Origin of the sequence: Soonwooa sp., assembly GCF_030151385.1 — a bacterium.
Lineage (GTDB): Bacteria > Bacteroidota > Bacteroidia > Flavobacteriales > Weeksellaceae > Soonwooa.
Genome location: NZ_JASLDS010000028.1, coordinates 1 through 24,034, shown reverse-complemented (window position 1 = coordinate 24,034; position 24,034 = coordinate 1). Strand labels below are relative to the sequence as shown.

Genomic DNA, 24,034 nt, shown 5'->3' with positions numbered 1-24,034 from the left:
AAGAATCTTCACTGTGTTGAGATCTCCGCACGTTAACAAGAAAGCAAGAGAGCAATTCCAATTATCAGCTCACAAGAGATTGATGGATATCTACTCTTCTTCTTCTAAAACTGTAGACGCTCTTATGAAGTTAGAACTTCCATCAGGTGTTGATGTAGAAATTAAAGTGTGATACTAGCATACTTTGCTATGATTATAGAATCCCTTTCCATTATTTGGAAAGGGATTTTTTTGCTTGTTTGTGATATAAGTCATTATTTAATATTTATTTAGAATTAATAAAAATAATAGATTTGTAAAAAATAAATTTATGAACAAATTAGTATCTGTTTCTATTCTTATCCTTGCTGGTGCTTTCGCTAACGCACAACAAGTGAAGAAAGACACGCTTAAGAAACACACTGAAATAGAAGAAGTGGAATTGTTTGGTACCGCTAAAAAACCACCTGTTGGTCTAGAAGCTATTACCAGATTACCACTTAAGACAAGAGACCAAATCCAAAGCATTTCGGTTATTTCCAATAAAGTTATTGAAGATCTTGGAGGGCTTACCGTAACAGACGTTGCTAAAAATGTACCAGGCGTTACGCTTTTCTCTAGTTATGGTGGTGGTAGCGAAAGTATGTCCATTCGTGGTTATAGAGGTGTTCCTGTTCTTAAAAATGGTGTCCAAATGGATTCTGATTTTAGAACAGCGGGTATGATAACAGATATGCAAGGTGTAGAAAGTATTCAGGTTATTAAAGGCTCGGCTGCCGTAACACAAGGTGTTGGTAATGGACTAGGCTCTGCTGGTGGTGTTATTAACGTGGTTACAAAACGCCCTTTGTTTATAGATCAAACTAATGTTGGTTTCAGATACGGAAGTTGGGATTTCTACAGACCAACTTTGGACTTCCAACGTGTTTTGGATTCGGAGAAGAAACTTGCAGTAAGATTCAATGCGGCTTATCAAAATAACAATTCATTTAGAAGCTTTGTTGAAGGTGAAAGAATTTATGTTAATCCATCGATTACCTATCGTCCAGATGACAAAACAGAGATTAATGTAGAAATGGATTATTTGCATGATAAGCGTACTCCAGATCGTGGAACTATTAATACTGCGCCTGGTGATGTTGAAGCATTGTACCACATGCCAAAAGGGAAATTCTTAGGTTATGCTTCGGATTTTGCGAAAACTGAGACCTTTAATTTTGCGACGACTGCTGTTAGAAAACTCAATGATAAATTAAGACTTCGCGCCGCTTTTGTTAGTTCTTCTAGCAATTCGGATAACGAATCTTCCTCAATTTCTATGCTTCCAAAAAGTACGGATTATACTGTAAGACAAAGAACCATCGGGAAATCACAATCTGAGGATCTTAATAAAGTGTTTCAATTTGATTTTATTGGACAGGATATTCAGACAGGATTTATAAAACATACTTTCCAAGTTGGATTTGACTGGAGAGAAACCGAAACATCTTCTGTAACCTATGCTGCTTACAAAAACTCAATTGCTGATGCTAATTTAATAAAAGCTTCAAGTGAAAGAAAGGACGGAAGTATTGATCCAGGAAATCCACTTGATATTTTTGATGTTGTCAATGGCACAATTCCAAACACACTTCCTGTAGATGTTGTTTACAAAAACTTAGGTCGAAGTAATCCTATTTTAACACCAAGTTTTGGATTGATGGCGCAAGAAGTAATGACAATTGGTAAGTATATTAAAACGCACTTAGGATTAAGATATAGTAAAATTAATGGCTCTACTTATAGAGTTGCAGATACATGGAATCCATCTTTTGGATTAATTATTTCTCCGATTGAAAATATTAATGTTTTCGGCTCATATACAACAACGACGTCACTTCGTTCGGTTAACAATATTTTGCAAGATGGCGGTAATGTTGGTCCATCGGATACTAAACAATGGGAAGCGGGTATCAAGTCGGATTGGTTTAATGAAAAACTTAGATTTAATGTAACGGTGTTTGATATTAAAACCAATAACTTATCCTACCAAATTTTGGACAAAGACTATCAGCCAGTTAAAGATGCCAAAGGAAATATTTTGTATGGCTTAGCAGGTAACCTTAGACGCAAAGGTGTGGAAGTTGAATTGATTGGTAGAATCTTGCCTAACCTACAGATTATGTCTGGTTGGTCATACCTTGATGCACAATACCAAGATAGTCCCGCATATGTCAATGGTTCGGCTCCGATGAATGCAGCAAAACATACAGCCAATGCATGGTTGAATTATAAATTCAAAGGAGGTATGTTGGATCGATTGGATGTTGGTGCAGGCGTATATTATGTTGGAAAACGTCCTGTGGATGAGTGGACACAAAAAACCTTTACAGCAGCACACGTTAACAGTGTAAAGCCAGGTGTTAGACCTTTCGATATGCCAGAATATACAACAGTGGATGCACAAATTGGTTATTCTTTAAATAATGGCGTAGGTGTAAGAGTCTTCTTCAATAATATATTTGATTCTGTTGGGTATAGCTCATATTTCCGAGGTGGTTATATCGACCAAATCCAACCAAGAAATTTTGCAGTTCAACTGAATTACAAATTCTAATAACAATACTTTTTTTCATTTTCAGATTTAATATTTCATTAACGAGAAGAGGCAATCCAAACGGGTTAGCCTCTTTTTTTGCGAAATGCTTTTGAGCTTTTCACTCTTAAAAAAATGTACTGCTTTTGTTTTTAGTTAAATGAGAACTTATTTATCTCAGTGCTTTTGCCATCTGGTGCGTAGACGCGATAGAAATGATTGTACCAACAAAAGAAATTAGACGACCCAATGTGGTAAGATGCTTAAGTGTTTAAAACATCATCTTAGAGAAATACTGGGCTCAAAAAATGTTCAATACTTTTTATTTATCAAAGAGTAGTTTTCTAATTGATATAAATTATATTATACTTAAAATTTAATTAATTTTTATTATTGAATGTTGTTTTTTGTTGTCTTTAATTTACTTTTACGCACTATTTACTTAAATAATATGAAAAGAATATTTACTACTTTGGCAGTCGCTTTGATATTGCCAAGTCTTAGTGCACAGTGGACACAGGGGGTTCCAACATCACCCGTTTCTAAATCCAATACCTCGCAGTACTTTTACAAATTAGATATTGATGCTATTCGCCAACAATTATCGTCGGCTTCGAAAATCGGAAAAGGTAGCGCTGTTAGTATTAGCGTTCCCACTGCTACAGGTAAAATTGAACGCTTTGCTGTCAATAGTTTTCCTGTAATGGATGAAGGACTTGCTAGCAGATATCAATTAGCTTCCTATGTTGGCGTTGGTATTGATGATCCCACTAAGACAATTAGATTTAGTGTGGCGCCTAATGATTTTCAATCCATGATTATTTCCAAAGGGAGATATGAGTTTGTAGAGCCTGCTACAGCTGATAAAAAGTATTACGGTGTGCATTACAAAAGTGAAAAATTTGGACATGCCTTTGTATGTAATACTTCGGAAGATCCTGCAGCTATTGAACAAATGAGAGCTTTGCAACAAGAAGGAGAAAGAAGCAGTTTTGCGAATAAAGCAGGAAATCAAAAAATGAAAACATTACGTCTAGCAATGTCAACAACTGGGGAATATACGCAGTACTTTGGAGGTGTACCAGGAGCTTTAGCTCAGATTAATGCAACCATTACTAGGGTTAGTGGCGTTTTTGAGCAAGAATTTAATGTGCACCTTAATGTTATTGATAAACCAAATATCATTTTTACTGATCCTGCGACGGATCCATATAGTACGGTAACAAGTCTAACTTCACCACCAAGTGCATGGAATACCCAGCTTATGAATGTGCTACACGGTACAACGACCAACTATGGTGTAGGAGATAATGATTTTGATATTGGTCACTTATTCGGAGCAACAGGTGGTGGAGGTAATGCCGGCTGTATTGGGTGCGTCTGCAATAATACATTAAAGACTGGAGGGTCAACAACTAATAATACAAGTTATAAAGGTGCAGGTATTACTTCACCTGGTGTTGACTTTTGGGCTAGTGGCACATTTAATTCTAATAGTACAGTGCAGTTGCCACCTAGTGGAGATGCGTTTGATATTGACTATGTTGCGCATGAAATGGGACATCAACTAGGAGGGAATCATACATACAGCCAATCCGAAGGTACAGGTGTTGAGGCTGAGCCTGGATCGGGATCAACAATTATGGGTTATGCTGGTATTACTGGAGCTTCTACAGATGTTATGAGGCATTCCGATGCTTATTTTCATAGTTTAACAATCAGCCAGGTACAAAGTAATTTATTAACGGGTGTTCGTCCTGCTTGTGGCGTTAACGAAAGTATTAGTAACAATCCCCCAGTAGTTACGGCGATGCCTACAGTCTACACTATTCCTAGAGGGACGGCTTTTGTTTTGACAGCAGAAGCAACTGATCCAGATGGTGATGCTTTAACCTATTGTTGGGAGCAAGTGGACGCTAATACAGGTTCTTGGATTACTAAAAGCACGATTGGTACAACAGCTGCAGGTGCCGATTTTAGATCATGGGCACCTACAACTTCTCCTACAAGATATTTCCCTAAGTTATCTACAGTATTAGATGGGGCGGTGAAAAATGTTAATGATTTTGAAGCAGTATCTACTGTTGCTCGTACTACTAATTTTAGAGTTACTGTAAGAGATAACAAACCTGCTGGCCAAGCACAAACCGCCTATGCTACCCAAAAAGTTGTTGTGGGAAGTGCTGCACCTTTTGTAGTTAACCTTCCATCAGGAAAAGCTGGTGATCCAATTGATATTACTTGGAGTGTTTCTGGTACTAATGTATCGCCGTACAATGTTGCTAATGTCAAAATTGATTATACGAGCGATTATGGTGTGACTTGGACTTCATTATTAGACTCTACACCTAATAATGGTTCCGCAAGTGTTACTTTCCCAAGCAGTTTGTCAAGCCAAACGGTTATTGTTAGGGTTTCTTCTATCGGAAACATTTTCTATGCGGTTAAGAAATTTGTACTTGGTGAAGCAACATTAGCCGTGAATAATGTTAATCAAACAGCTATTCAGGTTTTCCCAAATCCAGTTACGGATATTCTTAATGTTAGTAATGTTGAGCCTAAAACCGCTTATGAGATATACAATACTGCTGGCCAACTTGTCATGAAAGCTAATCTACAAGATGCTAAAGTTGATGTTTCGAAACTTGCTAAAGGTATTTATATCTTCAAAACAACTTCTGCAAGCAAACAATTCTCAACTAAGTTTGAGAAAAAATAAATATTGTCTTTATAATACATTAAAAGGTGACAGGATTTTTTCTGTCACCTTTTTTAATTGATTTTCGAAAGTCCAAATGAAAAAAATTAGAGTTTCCGTTCCAATATTGGAAGCAATTTTAATTTTAAACATTGATTAAATACATAAAAATGACTTCAATGTTTTTAATGTTTATGTATCGAAAATTAAATTATGATAGTTTAAATGTATGTAAGTGTTAAAATAAAAATATTTTCATTATATATACTTTTGTTTTATTATCAAAGTAATATATTTGCGCCCTAACTTTTTATTCTTATGAAATTAATAATTACTTCTTTGGCGTTAGCTATTTCTGCTCCCTTGCTTCATGCACAGTGGACAAAAGCTACTCCAAATAATACAGAACTGCGTGGTGTTACTAACCTCAACAATGCTAGTTTTTATAAATTGGATATTAAGCAAATCCAAACACAATTACTAACGGCTTCCAAAGTTGGGGCGGGGCAGACTGTTAATATTTATGTTCCAACAACTTCTGGTAAAATTGAGCGTTTTGCAGTTAATAGTTTCCCTGTAATGGATGAGACTTTGGCTAATAAATATAATCTTGGTTCTTATGTTGGTGTAGGTGTTGATGATCCTAGTAAAACAATTCGTTTTAGTGTTGCTCCCAATGATTTCCAAGCAACAATTATGGGAGGTGACAAATACACGTTTATTAGTCCAACAAGTTTAGATAAAACTTATTATACTGTAAGTGAGAAGTCTAATAAGGATGTACACCCATTTTCTTGTGGTACCAAAGAAAATCCAAAGTCTGTTGCACGTTTACAAAAATTAAGAGACGATGCAGCTGTAGCTAATAAATCTAATAACAAAACTTTCCACACACTTCGTTTGGCAATGTCGGTTACTGGAGAGTACACAGCTTATTTTGGTGGAGTTGATAAGGCTTTGGCTCAGGTTAATGCTACACTAACACGTGTTAATGCAGTATTTGAGCAAGAGTTTAATCTGCATGTTAATATGATTAATGCGCCAGCATTAATTTTTGCGGACGCTTCAACTGATCCGTATAGCCCAGCTGGCCAATTTTGTAGATGGAACTACGAATTAATGACAACCCTGCATGGTGGACAATATGGTGTGACGGATGCAGATTTTGATATTGGTCACCTATTTGGTGCAGAAGGAGGTGGAGGTAATGCTGGTTGTATTGGTTGTATCGGAAGTAATGATGTTTCTTTTACGCCAGTACCAGCTAGTGATCCTTATGGTTGCGGATATGATTACAACGAACCAGAAAATTACAAAGGTAGTGGTATTACCTCTCCTGCAGATAAAAAACCATTTGGAGATAACTTCGATATCGATTATGTAGCTCATGAAATGGGACACCAATTGGGTGATAGCCATACTTATAGTTTCTATGAGCAATATCTAAATGCAGAGATGGAACCAGGTTCTGGATCAACGATTATGGGCTATGCTGGTATTACAGGTAGTAATACGGATGTGCAAAAACATTCGGATCCTTACTTCCATGCAGCAAGTATAGATCAGGTTCAGGCGGTTCTAACAAATACTAATGTGAGTGTGAAAACGCCAATTACAAACAATCCGCCAGTGATTACACCAATGACGACAACTTACACCATTCCAAAATCAACGGCTTTTGTTTTAACAGCACAAGCTACAGATCCAGATGGAGATGCACTAACCTACAGTTGGGAGCAGATGGATCCTAGCAAAATTTATGGTGGTGTTGGTAAAGCAAATGGATCTAATAACTACGGAAATGCTATAGCAATTGGTAATAATACAAGTGGTGCAAACTTTAGATCTTTACCACCAAGCTCTAGTCCAACAAGATATTTCCCAAAATTGGCAACAGTTTTAGCCGGAAATCTAAAAAATGTTAATGATTTTGAAGCAGTATCAACGGTGAGTAAAACGACTAACTTCCGTGTTACTGTGAGAGATAACAGACCTGCTGGACAAGCGCAAACGGCTTTTGCAAATCAAAAAATTGTGGTTGGATCAGCTGCAGCTTTCACGGTAAATATGCCAACAGGAAATGCTGGTGAACCAGTTAATTTAACTTGGGTAGTTTCTGGGACTAATGTTTCTCCTTACAATGTTACAAATGTTAAAATTGACTATACTACAGATAATGGGACGACTTGGACAACGCTTTTAGCATCTACACCTAACAACGGAGCTGCATCAGTAACTTTCCCTGCAGAATTAGCCAACAAACAAGTGATTGTAAGAATTTCTGCAATTGATAATGTTTTCTACGCTGTTAATAAATTTACTTTAGGTTCTCTTGCAACTGGTGAGGTTAATAGCACAAGTGTTAAGCTTTACCCTAATCCAGCTGTTGATGTGGTACATTTCTCTAATGCGAAATCTAATATCGCTTATGAAATCTTCAATACTGCTGGTCAGCTTGTGATGAAAGGCGAAACTAAAGACGCGCAAATCAACGTTGCTAAATTAGTTAAAGGACTTTACCTTGTTAAAGTTAACATCAATGGTGAGTCTTCAACAACTAAATTTGAGAAGAATTAATTTCTTTCTTAAATAAATAACAAAAAAGAGATGGAATTTTCCATCTCTTTTTTTGTTTAAAATTTATTGGCGCACTTCAAAATATTTAAAATCTTCCTCTGTGCTAGGCTCTTTTTCAAAGCTTAACTTTGACACATTGTCAACTTTGTATTTGTATTTAATGGTGTCGCCAGATTGGATGTTGGCTTCGTAGTAAAATCCATTGTCCGTCCACCAAGTTCCAGAAGTTTGATAGTGTTGGGCACGACCTTGGATTCTTGTAGCATTATCTGCGACAAACTTTCCATCTGCCTCTCTGGTAATTGTTCGCGATCTTGTGATTGAAGCATTATCAAATGCCATGGACCATTTTCCAATCAGTCGACCATCGTGGTCTGCATTTTCTGCCATTTTATTTTTTGAAGTATTACAGTTTAGCAATGTGAAAAATCCTAAACTTAAAAAAAGATGTTTCATAATTATTTTGTCGTATAGTATTTAAAATACAAACATCTACTTTGCAAATCTGCGAAAGATTGCGTGTCAGCGTAGTTTTGCTTTAACTGTGCAAAGTAAGTTCGGTATTTGTCATTTTTGGTTTTGTCAATTTGGTCATCAAAAGCCTTGCGTTTTTTGTCATAATCTGGATCATTCCAGGAAAGGTTGTTTTCTTGCTTAGCTTCCCATTGATAATATTTACCTTGCTCGGCACTCGCCATCTGAAACAAAATTCTTGCCTTTTGATCTTTGTCAGTCGTTTGATCCAGAGCTTTTTTGTAATAATTAATTGACAAATCAAAATTCTCTGGTTGGATGTAGCTAGTGTACGAATAGTTTTTGTAATAATATTTGTACGGCGTATCGGTTTTCCAAAAGTCATATTTGTTCCAACCGGCATTGTTGAGATCCATCACAAAAAGTTCGCGATAATATCCTAAGATCGACGAGTTGTACAACATATTTCCGAGCAGTTGATTGGCTTCAGCAGCTTTCAAATCCTTTCCACTTCCGATTTTTTGAAGTTCGATAGCAGCATTAGCCAACTCCAATTTATTCATATCTGCTGCAATCATCGGAAAGTCTTTTGCAAAAGGCTCAGCTGTCATACTTTCTGTCTCGGCGCTTCCAAAGCTTTCCCAAACATTGTGCCCAAACACCAACGGCGAAATATTGTTAAAACCATTATATACATTAGGATCAGTCGGCGGTGTAGGATCATTGGTATTATTGTATAAACTTAAATCATTTAAACCACCAAAATCCTTGATTTTAGAATAATAGTCTTTGGCTTTAGCAAAATTCGCATTTCGCATTTCTTGGTCACCATAGATTAAATTAAAAAACGCATCGGGACTTCCTTTGATGTCAATATTTTTAGAAATAACCTCTTTTTCGAAAGCTGTTTTATTATTTTTATTAATAAAGGCTTGTATCTTCTTCGCCAAATCCGCATTTGGACTGTATTGTAAAGACGATAACGAATTGCTCATCAAATAAGCTTTGCCATCTTCACCTTGCAAGAAGTAACGATTCGCCATGATATCAACTAAAAATTCTGAAGTCGACGGCGGCGAATAATCATAATAATCTGTGCTGTCACTTGCTTTTTTCTCTGGTTTAACAAAGTATTCTTTGTAGTCAGTCATTAATTTATTCTCGAAATCAGCATCAATTTTCGGTTGAGAAACGATAGCATTTAAAGCTTTCATTTTTTTGATTTCTTGAAGATATTCTGGATTGTTGGTTTTAATATCGTTTAGGATATCATTACTTTTCGCATAATCTTTTTTCAAAAATTTAAGATAAGCAGAAGCAATTTTCCAAAACTCATCATCGGATTTGTCTTTGGTTTTATCAATAAATTTATCAAAGTCGTCAACGTAGTTGGTTACCTTGTCATTGTCGTCCCAAAGATTATCATTGGCTGTGAAGAATGGAATTCTATTTGGATTATTGAGATAAGATTTGTCGCTTAGATTTCCTCCTCTTTCTGTTGAAGACTCCGAACTTCCTCCAAACAAGTTTTTGAAAAAGCTGACAACTCTTGACCAAAAGCTAGGTTTTTCAACTTTTTGCTCTGTTGTTGTGGAGCTTGTCGTCGATTTGGTGTTAGAATTTTCACTTGGATTTCCGCTTGTTGTTGCTTCGCCTTGGTTGTTAATCTCGTCAGAATTATACATTATAGGTAGATAGCTTCGCTCCAATTCGTTGATACTTCGTGCGGCAAGGACTTTCAGGATTTCTGAATTTGGATCGATGTCATACATCTTTTCCATTGCCGGAATTGGGTTGCTATAATCTCTGTAAGCTAAAAGAAAAGTCGCCATATTTTTCTCTTCTGGCGATTGCGCTCGCGCCATCAAATCTTTGAAAGACGTGCTGTCCGACAATTGCATCGATGTGAAAGCCGACTCTTTTTTCGCTTTCGTGTACGAAAATACTTTAAAGAAATTCCAGTTGGCATCCTGACCTTTGCCCAAACCTCGAAGTGCACCAGCCATTTGGTCCAATGCCAAATAATAAGGCGCAGATTTTAAGTTAAGTGGCTCAACATATTTTTTGAAAGCGTCAATTGCTTGTTGATAATTTTGCGTGTAATGGTTAAGACGGACAATTTGATAAGCGTAACGAAGTTTTATTTCTGGATTTTTGGTCGCGTTATACAAGTTGGTCAAAGCCGAAATCGTTTTATTATAATCCAAATCGCTAGCATGCAATGACGAGTTAGGCTCCGAATAATAATAGTTGTCTGGGCTTTCCACAAACTTGATTTGCATATAAGGCTCTAGATGTTTTGCTTCCAACAAATAGTCGATGGCTTCTTTGTTTTGAGTATAAAAATTCGGTCCTAATTTTTTCAGAAAGCTGTTGTTGGTCGTTCCTTTTTTTAACTCGTTAAGGTCGTAATAGGAAACTTTGTTAACCAAATATTCGGTCTCGGCATAGTCATATTTATTTCCGAAAAATTTTTGCCAAGCCTCAATGTTTTCGTCATGAACATGGACTTCGTCACCATAAAATTTAGAAGAATAACTTAATAAAAACGGCAAATATGATTTGTCCTTTATAATGCTCTGTGTAAAGAGATTAAAATATTCGTAATCTGGGTCGTACCAAGCACAAGCTTGAGTCTGCTGATTGAGCGCAAAGAGAAGAAGAGCGCTGATGCCTATTTTTTTCATAACTTATTTCAGGATGTTTTTATAATGTTGGGTGAACTGACTATCAAGATGATAGTAAATAATATGATAAGGGTAGTTGAGTTTCTTATCGATAAAGTTAATACTTTCTTCAATATCGGATTCGGGAATTTCTTCAACTTTTATTTCGAAACCTTTGTTAAGATACATTCCAAAATAAAAGTCATCTTTTAAGACTTTGTACTGATGTTCGCCAATTTTCTCAAAATTAGAATTTTCTAAGTCTTCGGTTTTTACGGCATTTATCAATTTGTGTTTGCCAAGATGATTGGTAACAATTCCCCAAGAATAGATTGGCAAAGCAACATCCAATTTTACAGGATATTCGTTGAGACTTCCAAGATATGATTTTAAAAGTTTTAAATCTAAAATAGAATTCTTATCCGATTTTTCCAAAGGTGACGATGTCGAATAACACATCAAATACATTTTTTTAACAGGCGGAATCCCCATTTTCTTTTTGTCTCTCACCTGATGAAGTCGCAAAGTTGACGTAATGTCTTGCTTCGAGATGCGTTGTAATTCTTGTAAAAAAAAGAAATAATCATTCTTAGTTCCTGCTGTCCAGTCGCTATCAATTTGGATTTCGTTGGCTAAATCAAAATGCAACTTTTTCGAAATATCTTTAATGTTGTCAAAGGTTTTCTGAGCTAAAAAACTAACATCTTCTTTTGAAATTTTATTCCAAGTTTCGTTGGTAATAAAGACGACTGGAACAATTTTTTTAGAAATTTTAGAACTGTCTTTTCTTTGGATAACGCCAACTGCTTCATATTGACTTCCACTTTTTTGTAAATCAAAAAAACGAACATACAAATTCTCAACTTTCGATTCGCTGAGGAGCTTAGTTTCTTCTTTACTAAGATTGAATTTAGTTCGCCAATAATAAAAGCCATGCTCGTGCTCGATCTTTTTTTCACAAGACCAAAAGCATAAAAGTATAAAAAGGTAAAAAAGCTTTTTCATTATTTAATTAAGTCACAGTTTATCAAAAGTATTTCCATTGATGCGAAGTTACTAAAGTTGCTGTTTTGTTTCTATACTAGAATTGGGGATTTTTTCTAAATCGAAATTTAACATAATAAAAGTTTTAATATTTTTTTAATAAATACTTGCATGGTTTTAGTTTTAATGTTAGCTTTAGTTTTATGCTGTTTAATAAATTAAAATTTCACAAAAAAATAGTATTAGTTATAGCATTAGGTGTTGCAGGAATTATGAGTGCAAATACAATTATAGTGGATTTAAACTTGGAAGATAAAGCAGTTGATAACAGTTCAAAGATAGTTTTGTCTAATACTTTTGCTGGTTATACAACCAGTTGTGGTTGGCCAAGTTTTTCTTGTGAAAATAGTTTTGTTGAAATTTTAAATGAGATAGCGAGATTTGATAATGAATTATGTGTTTAATGATTAAAAAGATATTAATATTATTTGTTTTTTTTCCTTTGTTTCTGTTTTCGCAGGAAGGGAAGTCGTTAAAGATTTTTACTTATAAACTTACGTATGTTCCTGATTCTACCAATATTGCTATTACTAGAGAAGAAAATTTTGACCTTGAAGTTGACAATAATGGAGATTCTAACTTTACAAGTGTAAACTATAAAGCTTTACAAAGACATATTAATCAGCTTGCAAGCAAGTCAATAGGGAGTAGTATGTCAAATATCTCCTTAAGTGAATTTCCTAAAACAAAATTTACATTTAGTATTTATAAGAGTGCTATTAATACAACTATATATGAAGGAATTATTGGAAATAACAATATATTTTATAATAGTGTAAATAAATTTGATTGGAAGATAACACAAGAAACAAAGCTCATTGATAAATATACTTGCCAAAAAGCTACCCTTAAATATGGAGGTAGAAGTTGGGAGGCTTGGTTTACCACCGCTATACCTATTTCAGATGGTCCTTATGTGTTTCAAGGTTTGCCAGGTTTAATTATTGAAATGACTGATACAAATAAATATTTTAGCTTTTCATTAATAGAAGCTTATACAAAAACTGATTTTCCAGATCTATTCTCAAAGGACTATTTCAAACATTATTATGAAGTCAAGAAAGATGAAGCTAGAAAAATTAGAAGAAATGCAAGAGAAACTTTTCTTTACCAAGCCGAACAAAGAGGACTTGTCATTACTCCTGATGTACGAAAATCTATGCAGGATAAACTAAACAAGCAGAATAATTTTTTAGAAAAGTAAATAGAGATATCTTTTTAAGAGGCTTCTCAATTTTGAGGAGCTTTTTTAGTAGATAATTGTGGTTGATTTCTTAATTTTTAAAATTTTCCTTAAGTTATTGGTTTAGGTTGTTTTTGTTTCGGTAATAAACTATCTTTCCCAAATATTATTCAATAGAAATATGTCAAACATCCAGTTTTTAGTTGTTGGGAAAAACGATGAAATTCTTGCAACGCTTAAAAGACTTATAGAAAATACCGACAATTGGCAAGCGCAGCTTATTAGTGACGAAAGCCAAGTTGATAATTATATTACAAATAATCCAGTAGATATCATCTTGCTAAGTTCTGGTTTGGACGAAGCTTTCGAACAAGAAATAAAAGTAAACCCCATCGTTCTCGAAAAGAATATTGCGGTAATCGAACATTTTGGTGGCGGAAGTGGACTTCTGAAAAATGAAATCTACGCTGCTTTGCCACATCTTAACCCCGAAAATCAATAATATGTTTGAAGCACTTGCTGCGAATATTCAGAAATACATTAAACTTTCGGAGGACGAGCAGAAGGATTTAAGCGAGTTTTTTGAGGAAAAAAGCTTTAAAACCAAAACTGTTCTATTGCGTGAAGGCGAGATTTGTCAGTTCGAAGCCTATATAAAGAAAGGCTGTGTTCGTATTTTTTATAATGGAGAAAGCGGACAGGAAGTGACGCTGGCTTTTGCAATTGAAGATTGGTGGGTTTGTGACATCGCTTCTTTTTCGGAGCAAAAACCCTCAAGACTTTTTATGGAAACTTTGGAGGAGACGGAAGTTGTCATGCTAAATCCAAAAACCAAAGAACAGCTATTAGCTAAAAATCCAAGATTAGAACGTTTCTTTCGATTATTGGTACAACGGAATCTTTGCGCAATCCAAAACAGATTATTAAATACCATTTCGAAATCTGCCGCCGAAAGATATGTTGAATTTATACAATTATATCCGACGATTCCGCAGCGAGTTCCACAATATTACATCGCATCATATTTAGGTGTTTCTCCCGAATTTGTTAGTAAAATACGCAAAAAGTTGGCTTCACAGTAAGCCAACTTTTTTGTTTAATCTATAAGAACCCCAATTTCTAACTGCCAGCTTAAGTTTTTGACCAAGTTATTTTTAACATTAAAGAATAAAGTTCTAGCAAACAGATAGTCTCTTAATAAGTTTAATCAAAATCAATTTATTGATTTCTTAAAACAATCGGCATCTTGGTTTTCTAAATTTCTTAATGTTTAAAGAAGTATAAACTTCGTTTATTTGCGAAACACAAACTTGTGTTTCTTACAAAAGTGAAACGCCTTTGTTTATCCTAAATAAACATTTTGTCATAAAAGCTTTGTCTAACCTTGCGTTTGAAATTTTTGATTGTTAACTTAAATTGATAAAGTAGAAAATGCTTGTCATTCAGAGCGAAGCGAAGAATCTCATCTTAAAAAAAAGATTCTTCACTGCATTTCATTTCGTTCTGAATGACATTGCGAAAATTCAATTCTAAAAAAATATTTTCTCAAAATTTCATTTCTTGAACTAGTTCAATGTAATCCGATTCTGGCCACTCTAAATTTGTCATATCAAAATCAGAGAAATCATGGACAGAAAAGATTTTATAAAAAAAGGATTACTAGGAACAGGAATTTTTGCTGCCTCTGCAGCTTTCGGAAATATCATTAAAAATGACATCGACGAAATCCAACCTTTGGAACCAATCGGATACAATCATCTTCCGAATGCTTCTTCAAAGATTAAAGATAATTCAATTCTTCACACAGCAGATTCTCGCGGAAATGCTGACCACGGTTGGTTGTTGAGCAAGCATACTTTTAGTTTTGCTAACTATTACAATCCAGACCGCATGCACTTCGGAGTGTTGAGAGTATTAAACGACGATAGAGTAGATGCAGCAAGAGGTTTCGGAACGCATCCTCACGACAATATGGAAATCATCAGTATTCCTTTAGAGGGAGATTTGGAACATAAAGATAGCATGGGAAATGTTGCCATTATCAAAAAAGGAGATATCCAAGTGATGAGCGCAGGAACCGGAATTATGCACAGCGAGTTCAATAAAAACAGCGACCAAGAAGTTAGGTTTTTACAAATTTGGTTGTACCCAAATAAAAGAAATGTAACGCCTCGTTACGACCAAGTAACCTTGGATTTGTCAGAAAGACACAACAACTTCCAGCAGATTTTATCACCAAGTAAAGATGATGCTGGCGTTGCGATTAACCAAGATGCGTGGTTTCATTTAGGGAACTTCGAGAAGGATTTCGAAACGACTTATTCTTTAAAGAAAAAAGGAAACGGTGTTTATTTCTTCATCATCAAAGGTTCTGCAAATGTTGAAGGTCAAGATTTGGCAACCAGAGACGGTTTTGGAGTTTGGGATACACAAAAATTAAAAATCAAAGCAACGTCGCCCGATACCGAAATCCTTGTGATGGATGTTCCGATGGCTTTAGCATAAATTTTTAAAATAAAAAAATCACAAAAAATCATTTCTTGAACTAGTTCAATGACTAGGGATTAAATGCGAACTAAATTTGTACTATCAAATAAAAGCAGTGAAAATTGCACTACTTAATTTATAAAAAATAGAATTAAATAAATAATAACAATAAAAAATTACAAAAATGACTACAACAGCAACAACAACAGTTTGGACAATTGATCAAGCACATTCAGAAATAGGTTTCAAAGTTAAACACATGATGTTTACTAATGTTTCTGGAAAATTCAATGCTTTCGAAGCAAGAATCGAAAATGAAGATGACAACTTCGAAACTTCAAAGATTTCTTTCTCAGCAGACGTTAACTCTATTGATTCTGGAAACGAAGACAGAGACAATCACTTGAGAAGTTTTGACTTCTTCGATGTTGAGAATTTCCCAAAACTACAATTCGAATCAACAAACATTCAAAAAATTAGCAACGATGAGTTCAAAATCACAGGAGATTTAACCATCAAAGATGTTACAAGATCAATCGTGTTGGATGCAGACTTTGGAGGATTAATGAAAGATCCGTGGGGAAATACGAAAGTTGGTTTGGCTTTAAAAGGAAAAATCAACAGAAAAGATTTCGGTCTTACTTGGAATGCAGCACTAGAAACTGGTGGCGTATTGGTAGGCGAGGACATCAAACTGATTTCTGAAATTCAATTTTTAAAAGAAGCTTAATCAAAATTTAAACTTGAGAATCTAATTCAAAACAACAATCACAACACTCAAAATAACACTCTAAAATTAAAAAGTCATGAAAAAGATACTATTATCATTCGTAATCACTTTAGTAACATTTGCAACAGCATCGGCGCAAAAACCATCACCAAACTTACTAAACCCAACCAACCACGCATTAGTATTAATCGACCATGAAGGACAAATGGCATTTGCTACACATAGTATTCCAATGAGCGAATTGAGAGACAATGTGGCAATCGTAGCGGGCGCTTCAAAAATCTTCAAAATCCCAACAGTGGTAACTACGGTAGCGGAGAAAAGCTTTTCGGGACCAGTTTTCCCAGAAATTTTGGAAGTCTATCCACAAGCAACAAGTGGATATGTTGACAGAACAACGATGAACACTTGGGAGGATGTTAACGCTCACAAAGCAATTACAGGGAAAGGCAAAAAGAAAATTGTTTTTGCAGGGCTTTGGACAAGCGTATGTATCGTAGGACCAGTATTGTCAGCACTTAGCGAAGGTTACGATGTGTATGTCATCACAGATGCTTCAGGTGATGTTTCTAAAGAAGCTCACGATCAAGCGGTGACTCGTATGGTACAAGCTGGTGCAAAACCAATGACTTCTATTCAGTATTTATTAGAATTACAAAGAGATTGGGCACGTCAAGAAACTTATAAAGAAGTTACTGATCTAGTGGTAAAACACGGTGGTTCTTACGGGATCGGTATTCAGTACTCTCATGATATGTTGAAGCACTAATCCAAATCATACAAAGTGGCTTTTAACAAGTTTGAAAGCCACTTTTTTCAAATTAATTTTCTTAATCAAAATAAACGAAGTTTATTCTTTGTTAAACATTAAGAAGTTTATGACATCAGTATCTATATTTTAAGAAATCAATAAATTGATTTTCATTAAGTTCATTAAGAACATCCTATTTAAAATCTTAATTTGACTATGTCGAACCTAAAGCTTTCTTAATGTTAAAAAATTGGATAAGATTCCAGCAGGCTGTACACACATTAAAGCCACTTTTTTCAAAATAAATCTACAAAAATCTACACAATGAAACTTAGTCAATCTCTACTCATCGCTTCTCTGTTTATGTCGACATTCGGCTTTGCGCAGAAAGCAGACATCATTATCACAAACGGAAAAGTAACAACTTTAGACGCAAAAAATCCCGAAGCACAAGCGGTAGCAATATCAGGAAATAAAATTATTAAAGCAGGAAGTAATTCCGACATTTTAAAACTAAAAACAAATTCGACAAAACTAATCGACGCCAAAGGAAATCGCGTGGTACCAGGACTTTTTGATAGTCACATTCACGTTATCCGCGGCGGAAGATTTTATAATACAGAACTACGTTGGGACGGCGTTAAATCTTTGAAAACTGCCTTACAAATGTTAAAAGAGCAAGCTGCAAGAACACCAAAAGGACAATGGGTTCGCGTTGTTGGTGGCTGGAACGAGTATCAATTTGAAGAAAAGAGACTTCCCACTTTGGCAGAGATTAACGAAGCAACAGGCGACGTTCCAACTTTTATCCTTTATCTTTATGGAAAAGCTTGGTTAAATAAAGCTGGAATTAAAGAATTAAAAATGAATGGCGACACACCAAATCCGCCACAAGGTTTAATTGAGAAAGACAGCAACGGTGATCCAACAGGACTTTTGGTAGCAGAACCTAATGCATTTATCTTGTATTCGACTTTAGCTAAATTGCCAGAGCTTTCGCACGACGAAAAGATTAATTCTACTTTGCAATATATGACCGAGCTTAATAGATTAGGCGTTACATCGGCGATGGATGCAGGTGGAGGTTTCCAAAATTTCCCAGACGATTATGGAATCACTGATGAATTAGATAAAGCAGGAAAAATTACTTTAAGATTGCCTTACTTTTTATTCGCTCAAAAGAAAGGAACCGAAATGGCTGATTATACCAAGTGGACAGGAATGGTTGAAATCGAAAACCATGCCCACAACGGCCACAATGAAATCGAGTATAAGGTTGAAGGTGGTGGAGAAAACGTCGTTGCAGATGCTGCAGATTTCGAAAACTTCCTTTTCCCAAGACCCGAATTGCCAGCAACAATGGAAGGTAGCATGAAAGAAGTGCTTTCGCTTTTGGTTAAAAAACGTTGGCCTTTTAGAATTCATGCCACTTACAACGAGAGTATCTCGAGAGATCTTGACGTGATCGAACAAGTAAACAAAGAAACGCCATTAAACGGTTTGGTTTGGTTCTTCGATCATGCCGAAACGATTTCGGAAGACAATATGAAACGCATCAAAGCTTTAGGTGGTGGAATCGCAATTCAGCATCGTATGGCTTTCCAAGGCGAAAGTTTCATCCACAGATATGGTAAAAAAGCAGCTTTGGCGGCGCCTCCGGTTAAAAAGATGTTGGAAATGGGACTTCCTGTTGGTTTGGGAACAGACGGAACGCGTGTAGCGACTTACAATCCTTGGATATCATTGTATTGGGTAACAACGGGGAAAACCGTTGGTGGAACTCAAGTGATGGCAAAAGAAAATACAGTAGATCGTAAAACTGCTTTAGAATTGTACACTTACAGAGGTTACGATTTGATAAAAGAAGCTAACAAAGGCAAAATTGCCAAAGATTATTTCGCGGATTTAATCATTTTGGATAGAGATTATTTCACGGTGAGTGACGAAGAAGTAAAGTCAATCGTTTCTAAATTGACAATCGTTGACGGGAAAGTAGTTTACGGTGACAAAGATTACCAAACAGTTTCGCCAGCAGCTTTACCAGTAATCCCAGCTTGGTCTCCAGTAAAATACTTTGGAGGTTACCAAAAATAAATAAAATTAGAAAGAGTAGATTTTTTCATTTGTGTTTTTAAACCGAACGTTTTGTGGCGTTCGGTTTTCTTTGTTTTGATGTTTCGTCAAGTTGAGTAATTTTCCGAAATGAAATGGAGAAAAATTGTATCGAAACCTTTTCTTTGTGAAAAAGTATTGTGATTGTCATTTCGACGAAGGAGAAATCTCTTTTGTAGTTAGAAGATTCTTCACTTCACTTTGTTCCGTTCTGAATGATGCGCGAGAAAATTCTAATATTTTACTCTTCCAAAAAAACTTTCACCAAAAAATCATTTCTTGAACTAGTTCAATGGCTAAGGCTTTTGTGCAAGCTAAATTTGTAGTACAAAATAAGAGCAATGAAAAACGCACTACTAAATTTATTCAGCACAGAAGTCAATCCTAAAATTCAAGACTTAACTTTACTAGCTTTCCGAGTATTGTTATCTGGTGAATTAATCTACGCACATGGTCTTAAGAAGTTAGGAATCGGTGTTGGAGAAGCAGAAGTGGTTCCAAATCCGCTTAACTTACCAGAAGCTTTTAATTCTGCTTTTGCCGATGCGGCTAATTTGGTTTTTCCATTGTTTGTGATTGCAGGTTTGGCGACGAGGATTGCGGTGCTACCGATTTTAGCAGTGACTTTAACAGGTTATTTTGTATTGCATTTTCATGATGCACCTTTAATTAAGGATACGCCTTTTATGTACAGCTTGTCTTTTTTGGTGATTCTATTTTTGGGACCAGGAAAATATTCGTTGGATCATTTCATCCAGAAAAATAAATAAGATGAGGTTGATGAAATTTTGGCTAGTAGCATTTTTGATATTTAGTTCGAAAATCTTTTCGCAAGGACTTCCAGCGCCAAAAGTAATGCGCTTTGACGAAGATTATTCTTTCCTAAAAGATTCGACAAGAACTTGGTATGAAAAGTTTAAATACATTCCACTTTCTGAAAACGGGAATACCTATTTGTCTTTGGGAGGTGAGGCTAGAATGGAGTTTACCGATTTTAATAATGAAGATTGGGGGAGAACAGACATCGGAAACAATCCGTTTTTTTTACAAAGATATTGTGTACATGCAGATTTGCATTTGGGAAATAGAGTAAGGATTTTTGGACAACTGAGAAGCGCTTTGGAAGACGGACGAAAAAATGGGCCTCGTGTTATTGATGAAGATAAGTTGGCTGTTCAGAATTTGTTTTTAGATGTTGATGTTATTAAGAATGAAAAAGAAAAACTGACTGCAAGAATCGGTCGCCAAGAACTCAACTACGGAAGTGGAAGATTGATTTCCGTTCGTGAAGGTCCAAATGTTAGACTCAACTTTGATGGTGTTAAATTAATGTACAGTCGCGATCGCTTTACTTCAGATGTTTTTGTAATGGCAGATGTCATACTTAACAAAGGTATTTTCGATAATAAGTCAAGCAAGAAAGCCAATCTGTGGGGAATGTACAATACGATTGTTTTGGCTCCGACACATAATTTGGACGTTTATTATTTAGGCGTTAGTAGAAGTACCACAAACTTTAACGATAGTAAAGCTAAAGAGTTGAGACATTCCATCGGCGCAAGATTGTGGAAAGATGAAGGCGCTTTTTTATACAATTTGGAAGCCGTTTATCAATTCGGGAAAATCGGAACCGCGAATATCAGCGCTTGGACAGCATCGATTGAAGGCGGTTATCGTTTCGTAAACGTAGGCGGAACACCAACAATTAATCTTAGAAATGATTATATCTCTGGCGATTCCCAAATGGGAGATGGGAAGTTGCAAACTTTTAATCCATTATATCCTAAAGGTGGTTACTTTGGATTTACACCGCAAATTGGTCCAGTTAACTTAATTGATATTCATCCTTATGCGACGATCAATTTGACAGATAAAATATTGTTTCAGGCAGATGTGGTTTTCAATTGGAGATATTCATTAAATGATGGAATTTACAGACCCAACGGAAACCTGAATTTAGCCTCTACTAATTCTAATAAAAGATATATCGGAACAGCATTTTTAGGAAGTCTTACTTATAATATTACAAAAAATCTAACTTGGGTTAATGGTTTTCAGTATTTCGATACGGGTGCATTTATTGAAGATGAAATCGCAAATCCTAAAGACGCGTTTTTCTTTAACACCCGACTAGCATTTAGATTTTAACAAAATAAATAAAATAAAAATTTCACATTATGAAAACGATTACATTATCAAACATCAAAAAAACAGTATTAATCGCAGGTTTAGCATTTTCTACAAGTTTTGCTTTTGCACAAGAAACAGCTGTAAAGTCGGCGTCAACTACTAAGACAACTGCAATTGGCACTCAAAAAACTTGGGGAACTGTCGATGGTGTTAAATATACAGGATTGGTGCAAGGACCATCTGCAGCCGTTGCAGACTTACAAATTGCTTGTGTGTTCGAATATACGGAAGGTGATATTTTCAGCAAAGAAGCTTTGCCAGCAGAATTGAATGGTTTGGTTCATTTGGATGAAGCGTTGAAAGGAAGATTAACAGAAATCCGTAAAACAGGAAAATTTAAAGGAAGAAAACTAGAAACATTTTTAATCACACCTGACAACAAAGTTTTGGGAGCGAAGAAATTGTTGTTGATTGGTTTGGGCGACAGAAATCAATTCACACCAGAGTTGATGACCGAAATTGGGGAAATTGCAGCACGTGAAGCTTTGAAACTTAATGTTAATACTTTTGCATTTGCGAGTGACCTAAAAGATGCTGGAATCGATTCTCCAACGGCTGAGGTTGCTGGTAATGTAACCAAAGGAATTATCAACGAGTATAAAATCCAAAACGGATTGAAAGCAGATCGTTTGGAGCAATTCAAACCCTTAACTCAAGTTTATTTGTTGGCTGGGCCAGCTTTCTTTGAAGTTGCAGGAGGTGGAATTTCGGATGCTTTATCAACTTACAAAAAATAGTTTTTCGAAAAGAATAGAATTAAATGATGCAAAGCCCGCCGATTTTGGTGGGCTTTTTTGTTGTGTGCATATTTGAATATTTTTATATTGGGTAGATGAAAATGAAAATTATTAACACACAGTTTTTTACACTTTTCGTTATACTGTTTTCTTCGTTTTTATTTGGACAGAAACAAGAAAAGCTTCTAGATGAATCTTTTTTGAAAGCAGTTTATAGAGTTAGCTTTCTGTCAGATACATTAAATGTAAACTCTAGAAAAGAAGAAGATATGGTTTTGCTAATTGGAAAAGTATCTTCGCTTTATTTTAGTGAACAAAAATATCTATCAGATTCTTTAACGCAAAGGCAAATTAGCAACAGTATTGCGGCTGCTAAAAGTGGAAATGGAGTTATAAATGTCGATTTAAAAAACATTCCAAAGTATTATTCAACTCATGAGGTTTATAAAAAAGAAGGCATGCTGATTTTTAATAAACTTGATAAAAACTATTTTTCTTTTTCGCCAGCTAACGAAATCCAATGGAAGTTGGAAAAAGGTGCCATAGAAATTATGGGATATTTATGTTATAAAGCTACAGGTATATATAATGGTCGGCTATACGAGGCATGGTATTCTCCGGAAGTGCATGTCTCAGATGGGCCTTATGTTTTTAAAGCTTTGCCTGGTTTGGTTTTTAAAGTTACTGATGGCAATGCGTATAATACATTCGACTTGGTTGGATTAGAGAAAGTTAGTCAATTAATTAAACCAATTTCAAAATCAGAAAGTACGACAAGGCAAAAATTTAGAGCTGCACGACAGGCTTATATTGATACAACATCTGACCGCCTCAAAGGGTATATCTATCGTGAATTAACAGCTGATGAGTTAAAAAAAATCGAATCAGTACGTAGGTCGGCACCAAATAATTACTTGGATTAAATATTTTCAATGTTTTGTATTTTGGTAAAATTTAATCTTTTTTCGAAAATAAACTCAGTTTCGAGATAGCAATTTTTTTGGCACATTTTTTTCTAAAATCAGCTAACTGTCAAAAAATCAAATATTTTCTTAAATTTTTTTTGGAGTTTATTAAAATATTCATACATTTGCACACTCATTTTAGGGAAGAAGTCTGCCTATTTCAAACATAGTACATGACAAAAACCGCTAAAGTGTTGAGAATTAATAATAATATATATTAAATAATGTCAGGTATTATTGGTAAAAAAATCGGTATGACATCTTTGTTTAACGAAGAAGGAAAAAACATTCCTTGTACAGTTATCCAAGCTGGTCCATGCTCGGTTTTACAGGTCAGAACCATTGAAAACGACGGTTACAAAGCTGTTCAGTTAGGTTTCGATGACAAGAGTGAGAAGAACGTTGGTAAAGCGTTAGCTGGTCATTTCAAAAAGGCTGGTTCAACTCCTAAAGCTAAGTTGGTAGAATTCTACAGAGAATTTGTTGACGAAGTAAAAGTAGGAGACGAAGTTAAAGTTGACTTATTCGCAGAAGGTGAATTTGTTGATATTACAGGAACTTCAAAAGGTAAAGGTTTCCAAGGTGTTGTTAAAAGACACAACTTTGGAGGTGTAATGCAAGCAACTCATGGTCAGCACAACAGACTTAGAGCTCCGGGTTCTATCGGTGCGGGATCAGATCCTTCAAGAGTATTCAAGGGGATGAGAATGGCTGGAAGAATGGGAGGTAAGCAGGTAACTGTACAAAACCTTCAGGTGTTGAAAGTAGATGGAGAGCAAAATCTTTTAGTAGTAAAAGGTGCTATTCCGGGAGCTAAAAATTCTTATGTAATTATCAGAAAATGGAACTAGTAGTATTAAATACAT

General features: G+C 35.4%; 20 protein-coding genes. 17 read left to right on the top strand and 3 right to left on the bottom strand.

From position 1 onward, the window contains the following. The 4 genes from rpsJ to Q1V95_RS04560 form a co-directional block, all read left to right on the top strand. Positions 1 to 172 (top strand): 30S ribosomal protein S10 (gene rpsJ, locus Q1V95_RS04575; RefSeq protein WP_300670862.1); only part of this gene is annotated, 172 nt, incomplete at its 5' end. Positions 173 to 310: 138 nt separating this feature from the next. Beyond that, positions 311 to 2,575, top strand: coding sequence for a TonB-dependent siderophore receptor (locus Q1V95_RS04570; RefSeq protein WP_300670860.1), 2,265 nt, complete (start codon positions 311 to 313; stop codon positions 2,573 to 2,575). A 430-nt stretch (positions 2,576 to 3,005) separates the two neighbouring features. After that, entirely contained in the window at positions 3,006 to 5,273 is a 2,268-nt protein-coding gene (locus Q1V95_RS04565; RefSeq protein ID WP_300670858.1) for a reprolysin-like metallopeptidase, read from the top strand. Positions 5,274 to 5,570: 297 nt separating this feature from the next. Further along, positions 5,571 to 7,829 (top strand): reprolysin-like metallopeptidase, encoded by a 2,259-nt coding sequence (locus tag Q1V95_RS04560; RefSeq protein ID WP_300670855.1) that lies wholly within the window; start codon positions 5,571 to 5,573, stop codon positions 7,827 to 7,829. Positions 7,830 to 7,892: 63 nt separating this feature from the next. On the opposite strand, the gene Q1V95_RS04555 is transcribed toward Q1V95_RS04560, so the two are convergent. The 3 genes from Q1V95_RS04555 to Q1V95_RS04545 are packed head-to-tail and all read right to left on the bottom strand — an operon-like array spanning position 7,893 to position 11,974. Next, positions 7,893 to 8,285: a hypothetical protein gene (locus Q1V95_RS04555; RefSeq protein ID WP_300670852.1), complete on the bottom strand. Its 393-nt coding sequence runs from the start codon at positions 8,283 to 8,285 to the stop codon at positions 7,893 to 7,895. Positions 8,286 to 8,287: 2 nt separating this feature from the next. Then, the gene (locus tag Q1V95_RS04550) at positions 8,288 to 10,990 is read right to left on the bottom strand and encodes a hypothetical protein (protein WP_300670850.1); all 2,703 of its coding nucleotides are present in this window, start codon (positions 10,988 to 10,990) and stop codon (positions 8,288 to 8,290) included. Between the two features lie 3 nt (positions 10,991 to 10,993). After that, positions 10,994 to 11,974, bottom strand: coding sequence for a hypothetical protein (locus Q1V95_RS04545; protein ID WP_300670848.1), 981 nt, complete (start codon positions 11,972 to 11,974; stop codon positions 10,994 to 10,996). Positions 11,975 to 12,156: 182 nt separating this feature from the next. On the opposite strand from Q1V95_RS04545, the gene Q1V95_RS04540 reads away from it, so the two are divergent. From Q1V95_RS04540 to rplC, 13 genes are all read left to right on the top strand, one after another. Next, on the top strand, positions 12,157 to 12,417 hold the full coding sequence (locus tag Q1V95_RS04540; RefSeq protein ID WP_300670846.1) for a hypothetical protein: 261 nt from the start codon (positions 12,157 to 12,159) through the stop codon (positions 12,415 to 12,417). Beyond that, positions 12,417 to 13,217, top strand: coding sequence for a GLPGLI family protein (locus tag Q1V95_RS04535; RefSeq protein ID WP_300670844.1), 801 nt, complete (start codon positions 12,417 to 12,419; stop codon positions 13,215 to 13,217). Before Q1V95_RS04540 ends, Q1V95_RS04535 begins: the two co-directional genes overlap by 1 nt. Positions 13,218 to 13,377: 160 nt before the next feature. Continuing rightward, positions 13,378 to 13,698 (top strand): hypothetical protein, encoded by a 321-nt coding sequence (locus tag Q1V95_RS04530; RefSeq protein WP_300670841.1) that lies wholly within the window; start codon positions 13,378 to 13,380, stop codon positions 13,696 to 13,698. A gap of 1 nt (position 13,699) precedes the next feature. Continuing rightward, on the top strand, positions 13,700 to 14,278 hold the full coding sequence (locus tag Q1V95_RS04525) for a Crp/Fnr family transcriptional regulator (protein ID WP_300670839.1): 579 nt from the start codon (positions 13,700 to 13,702) through the stop codon (positions 14,276 to 14,278). Positions 14,279 to 14,822: 544 nt separating this feature from the next. Next, positions 14,823 to 15,701 carry a pirin family protein gene (locus Q1V95_RS04520; protein ID WP_300670836.1) on the top strand — a complete coding sequence of 293 codons (879 nt, stop codon included), beginning with the start codon at positions 14,823 to 14,825 and terminating at the stop codon, positions 15,699 to 15,701. A gap of 166 nt (positions 15,702 to 15,867) precedes the next feature. Continuing rightward, positions 15,868 to 16,413 (top strand): YceI family protein, encoded by a 546-nt coding sequence (locus Q1V95_RS04515; protein ID WP_300670833.1) that lies wholly within the window; start codon positions 15,868 to 15,870, stop codon positions 16,411 to 16,413. A gap of 76 nt (positions 16,414 to 16,489) precedes the next feature. After that, positions 16,490 to 17,182 (top strand): hydrolase, encoded by a 693-nt coding sequence (locus Q1V95_RS04510; protein WP_300670830.1) that lies wholly within the window; start codon positions 16,490 to 16,492, stop codon positions 17,180 to 17,182. Between the two features lie 306 nt (positions 17,183 to 17,488). After that, positions 17,489 to 19,258 carry an amidohydrolase gene (locus Q1V95_RS04505; protein ID WP_300670828.1) on the top strand — a complete coding sequence of 590 codons (1,770 nt, stop codon included), beginning with the start codon at positions 17,489 to 17,491 and terminating at the stop codon, positions 19,256 to 19,258. A gap of 359 nt (positions 19,259 to 19,617) precedes the next feature. Beyond that, positions 19,618 to 20,046: a DoxX family protein gene (locus Q1V95_RS04500; protein WP_300670826.1), complete on the top strand. Its 429-nt coding sequence runs from the start codon at positions 19,618 to 19,620 to the stop codon at positions 20,044 to 20,046. A gap of 10 nt (positions 20,047 to 20,056) precedes the next feature. Next, entirely contained in the window at positions 20,057 to 21,424 is a 1,368-nt protein-coding gene (locus Q1V95_RS04495) for an alginate export family protein (RefSeq protein ID WP_300670824.1), read from the top strand. A 29-nt stretch (positions 21,425 to 21,453) separates the two neighbouring features. Further along, complete coding sequence (locus Q1V95_RS04490; protein ID WP_300670822.1) at positions 21,454 to 22,203, top strand: M17 family peptidase N-terminal domain-containing protein; 750 nt, start codon at positions 21,454 to 21,456, stop codon at positions 22,201 to 22,203. Positions 22,204 to 22,304: 101 nt separating this feature from the next. Beyond that, positions 22,305 to 23,126, top strand: coding sequence for a GLPGLI family protein (locus tag Q1V95_RS04485; protein ID WP_300670819.1), 822 nt, complete (start codon positions 22,305 to 22,307; stop codon positions 23,124 to 23,126). A gap of 266 nt (positions 23,127 to 23,392) precedes the next feature. After that, positions 23,393 to 24,019 carry a 50S ribosomal protein L3 gene (rplC, locus tag Q1V95_RS04480; RefSeq protein ID WP_079667176.1) on the top strand — a complete coding sequence of 209 codons (627 nt, stop codon included), beginning with the start codon at positions 23,393 to 23,395 and terminating at the stop codon, positions 24,017 to 24,019. The last annotated feature ends 15 nt before the right edge of the window (positions 24,020 to 24,034 follow it).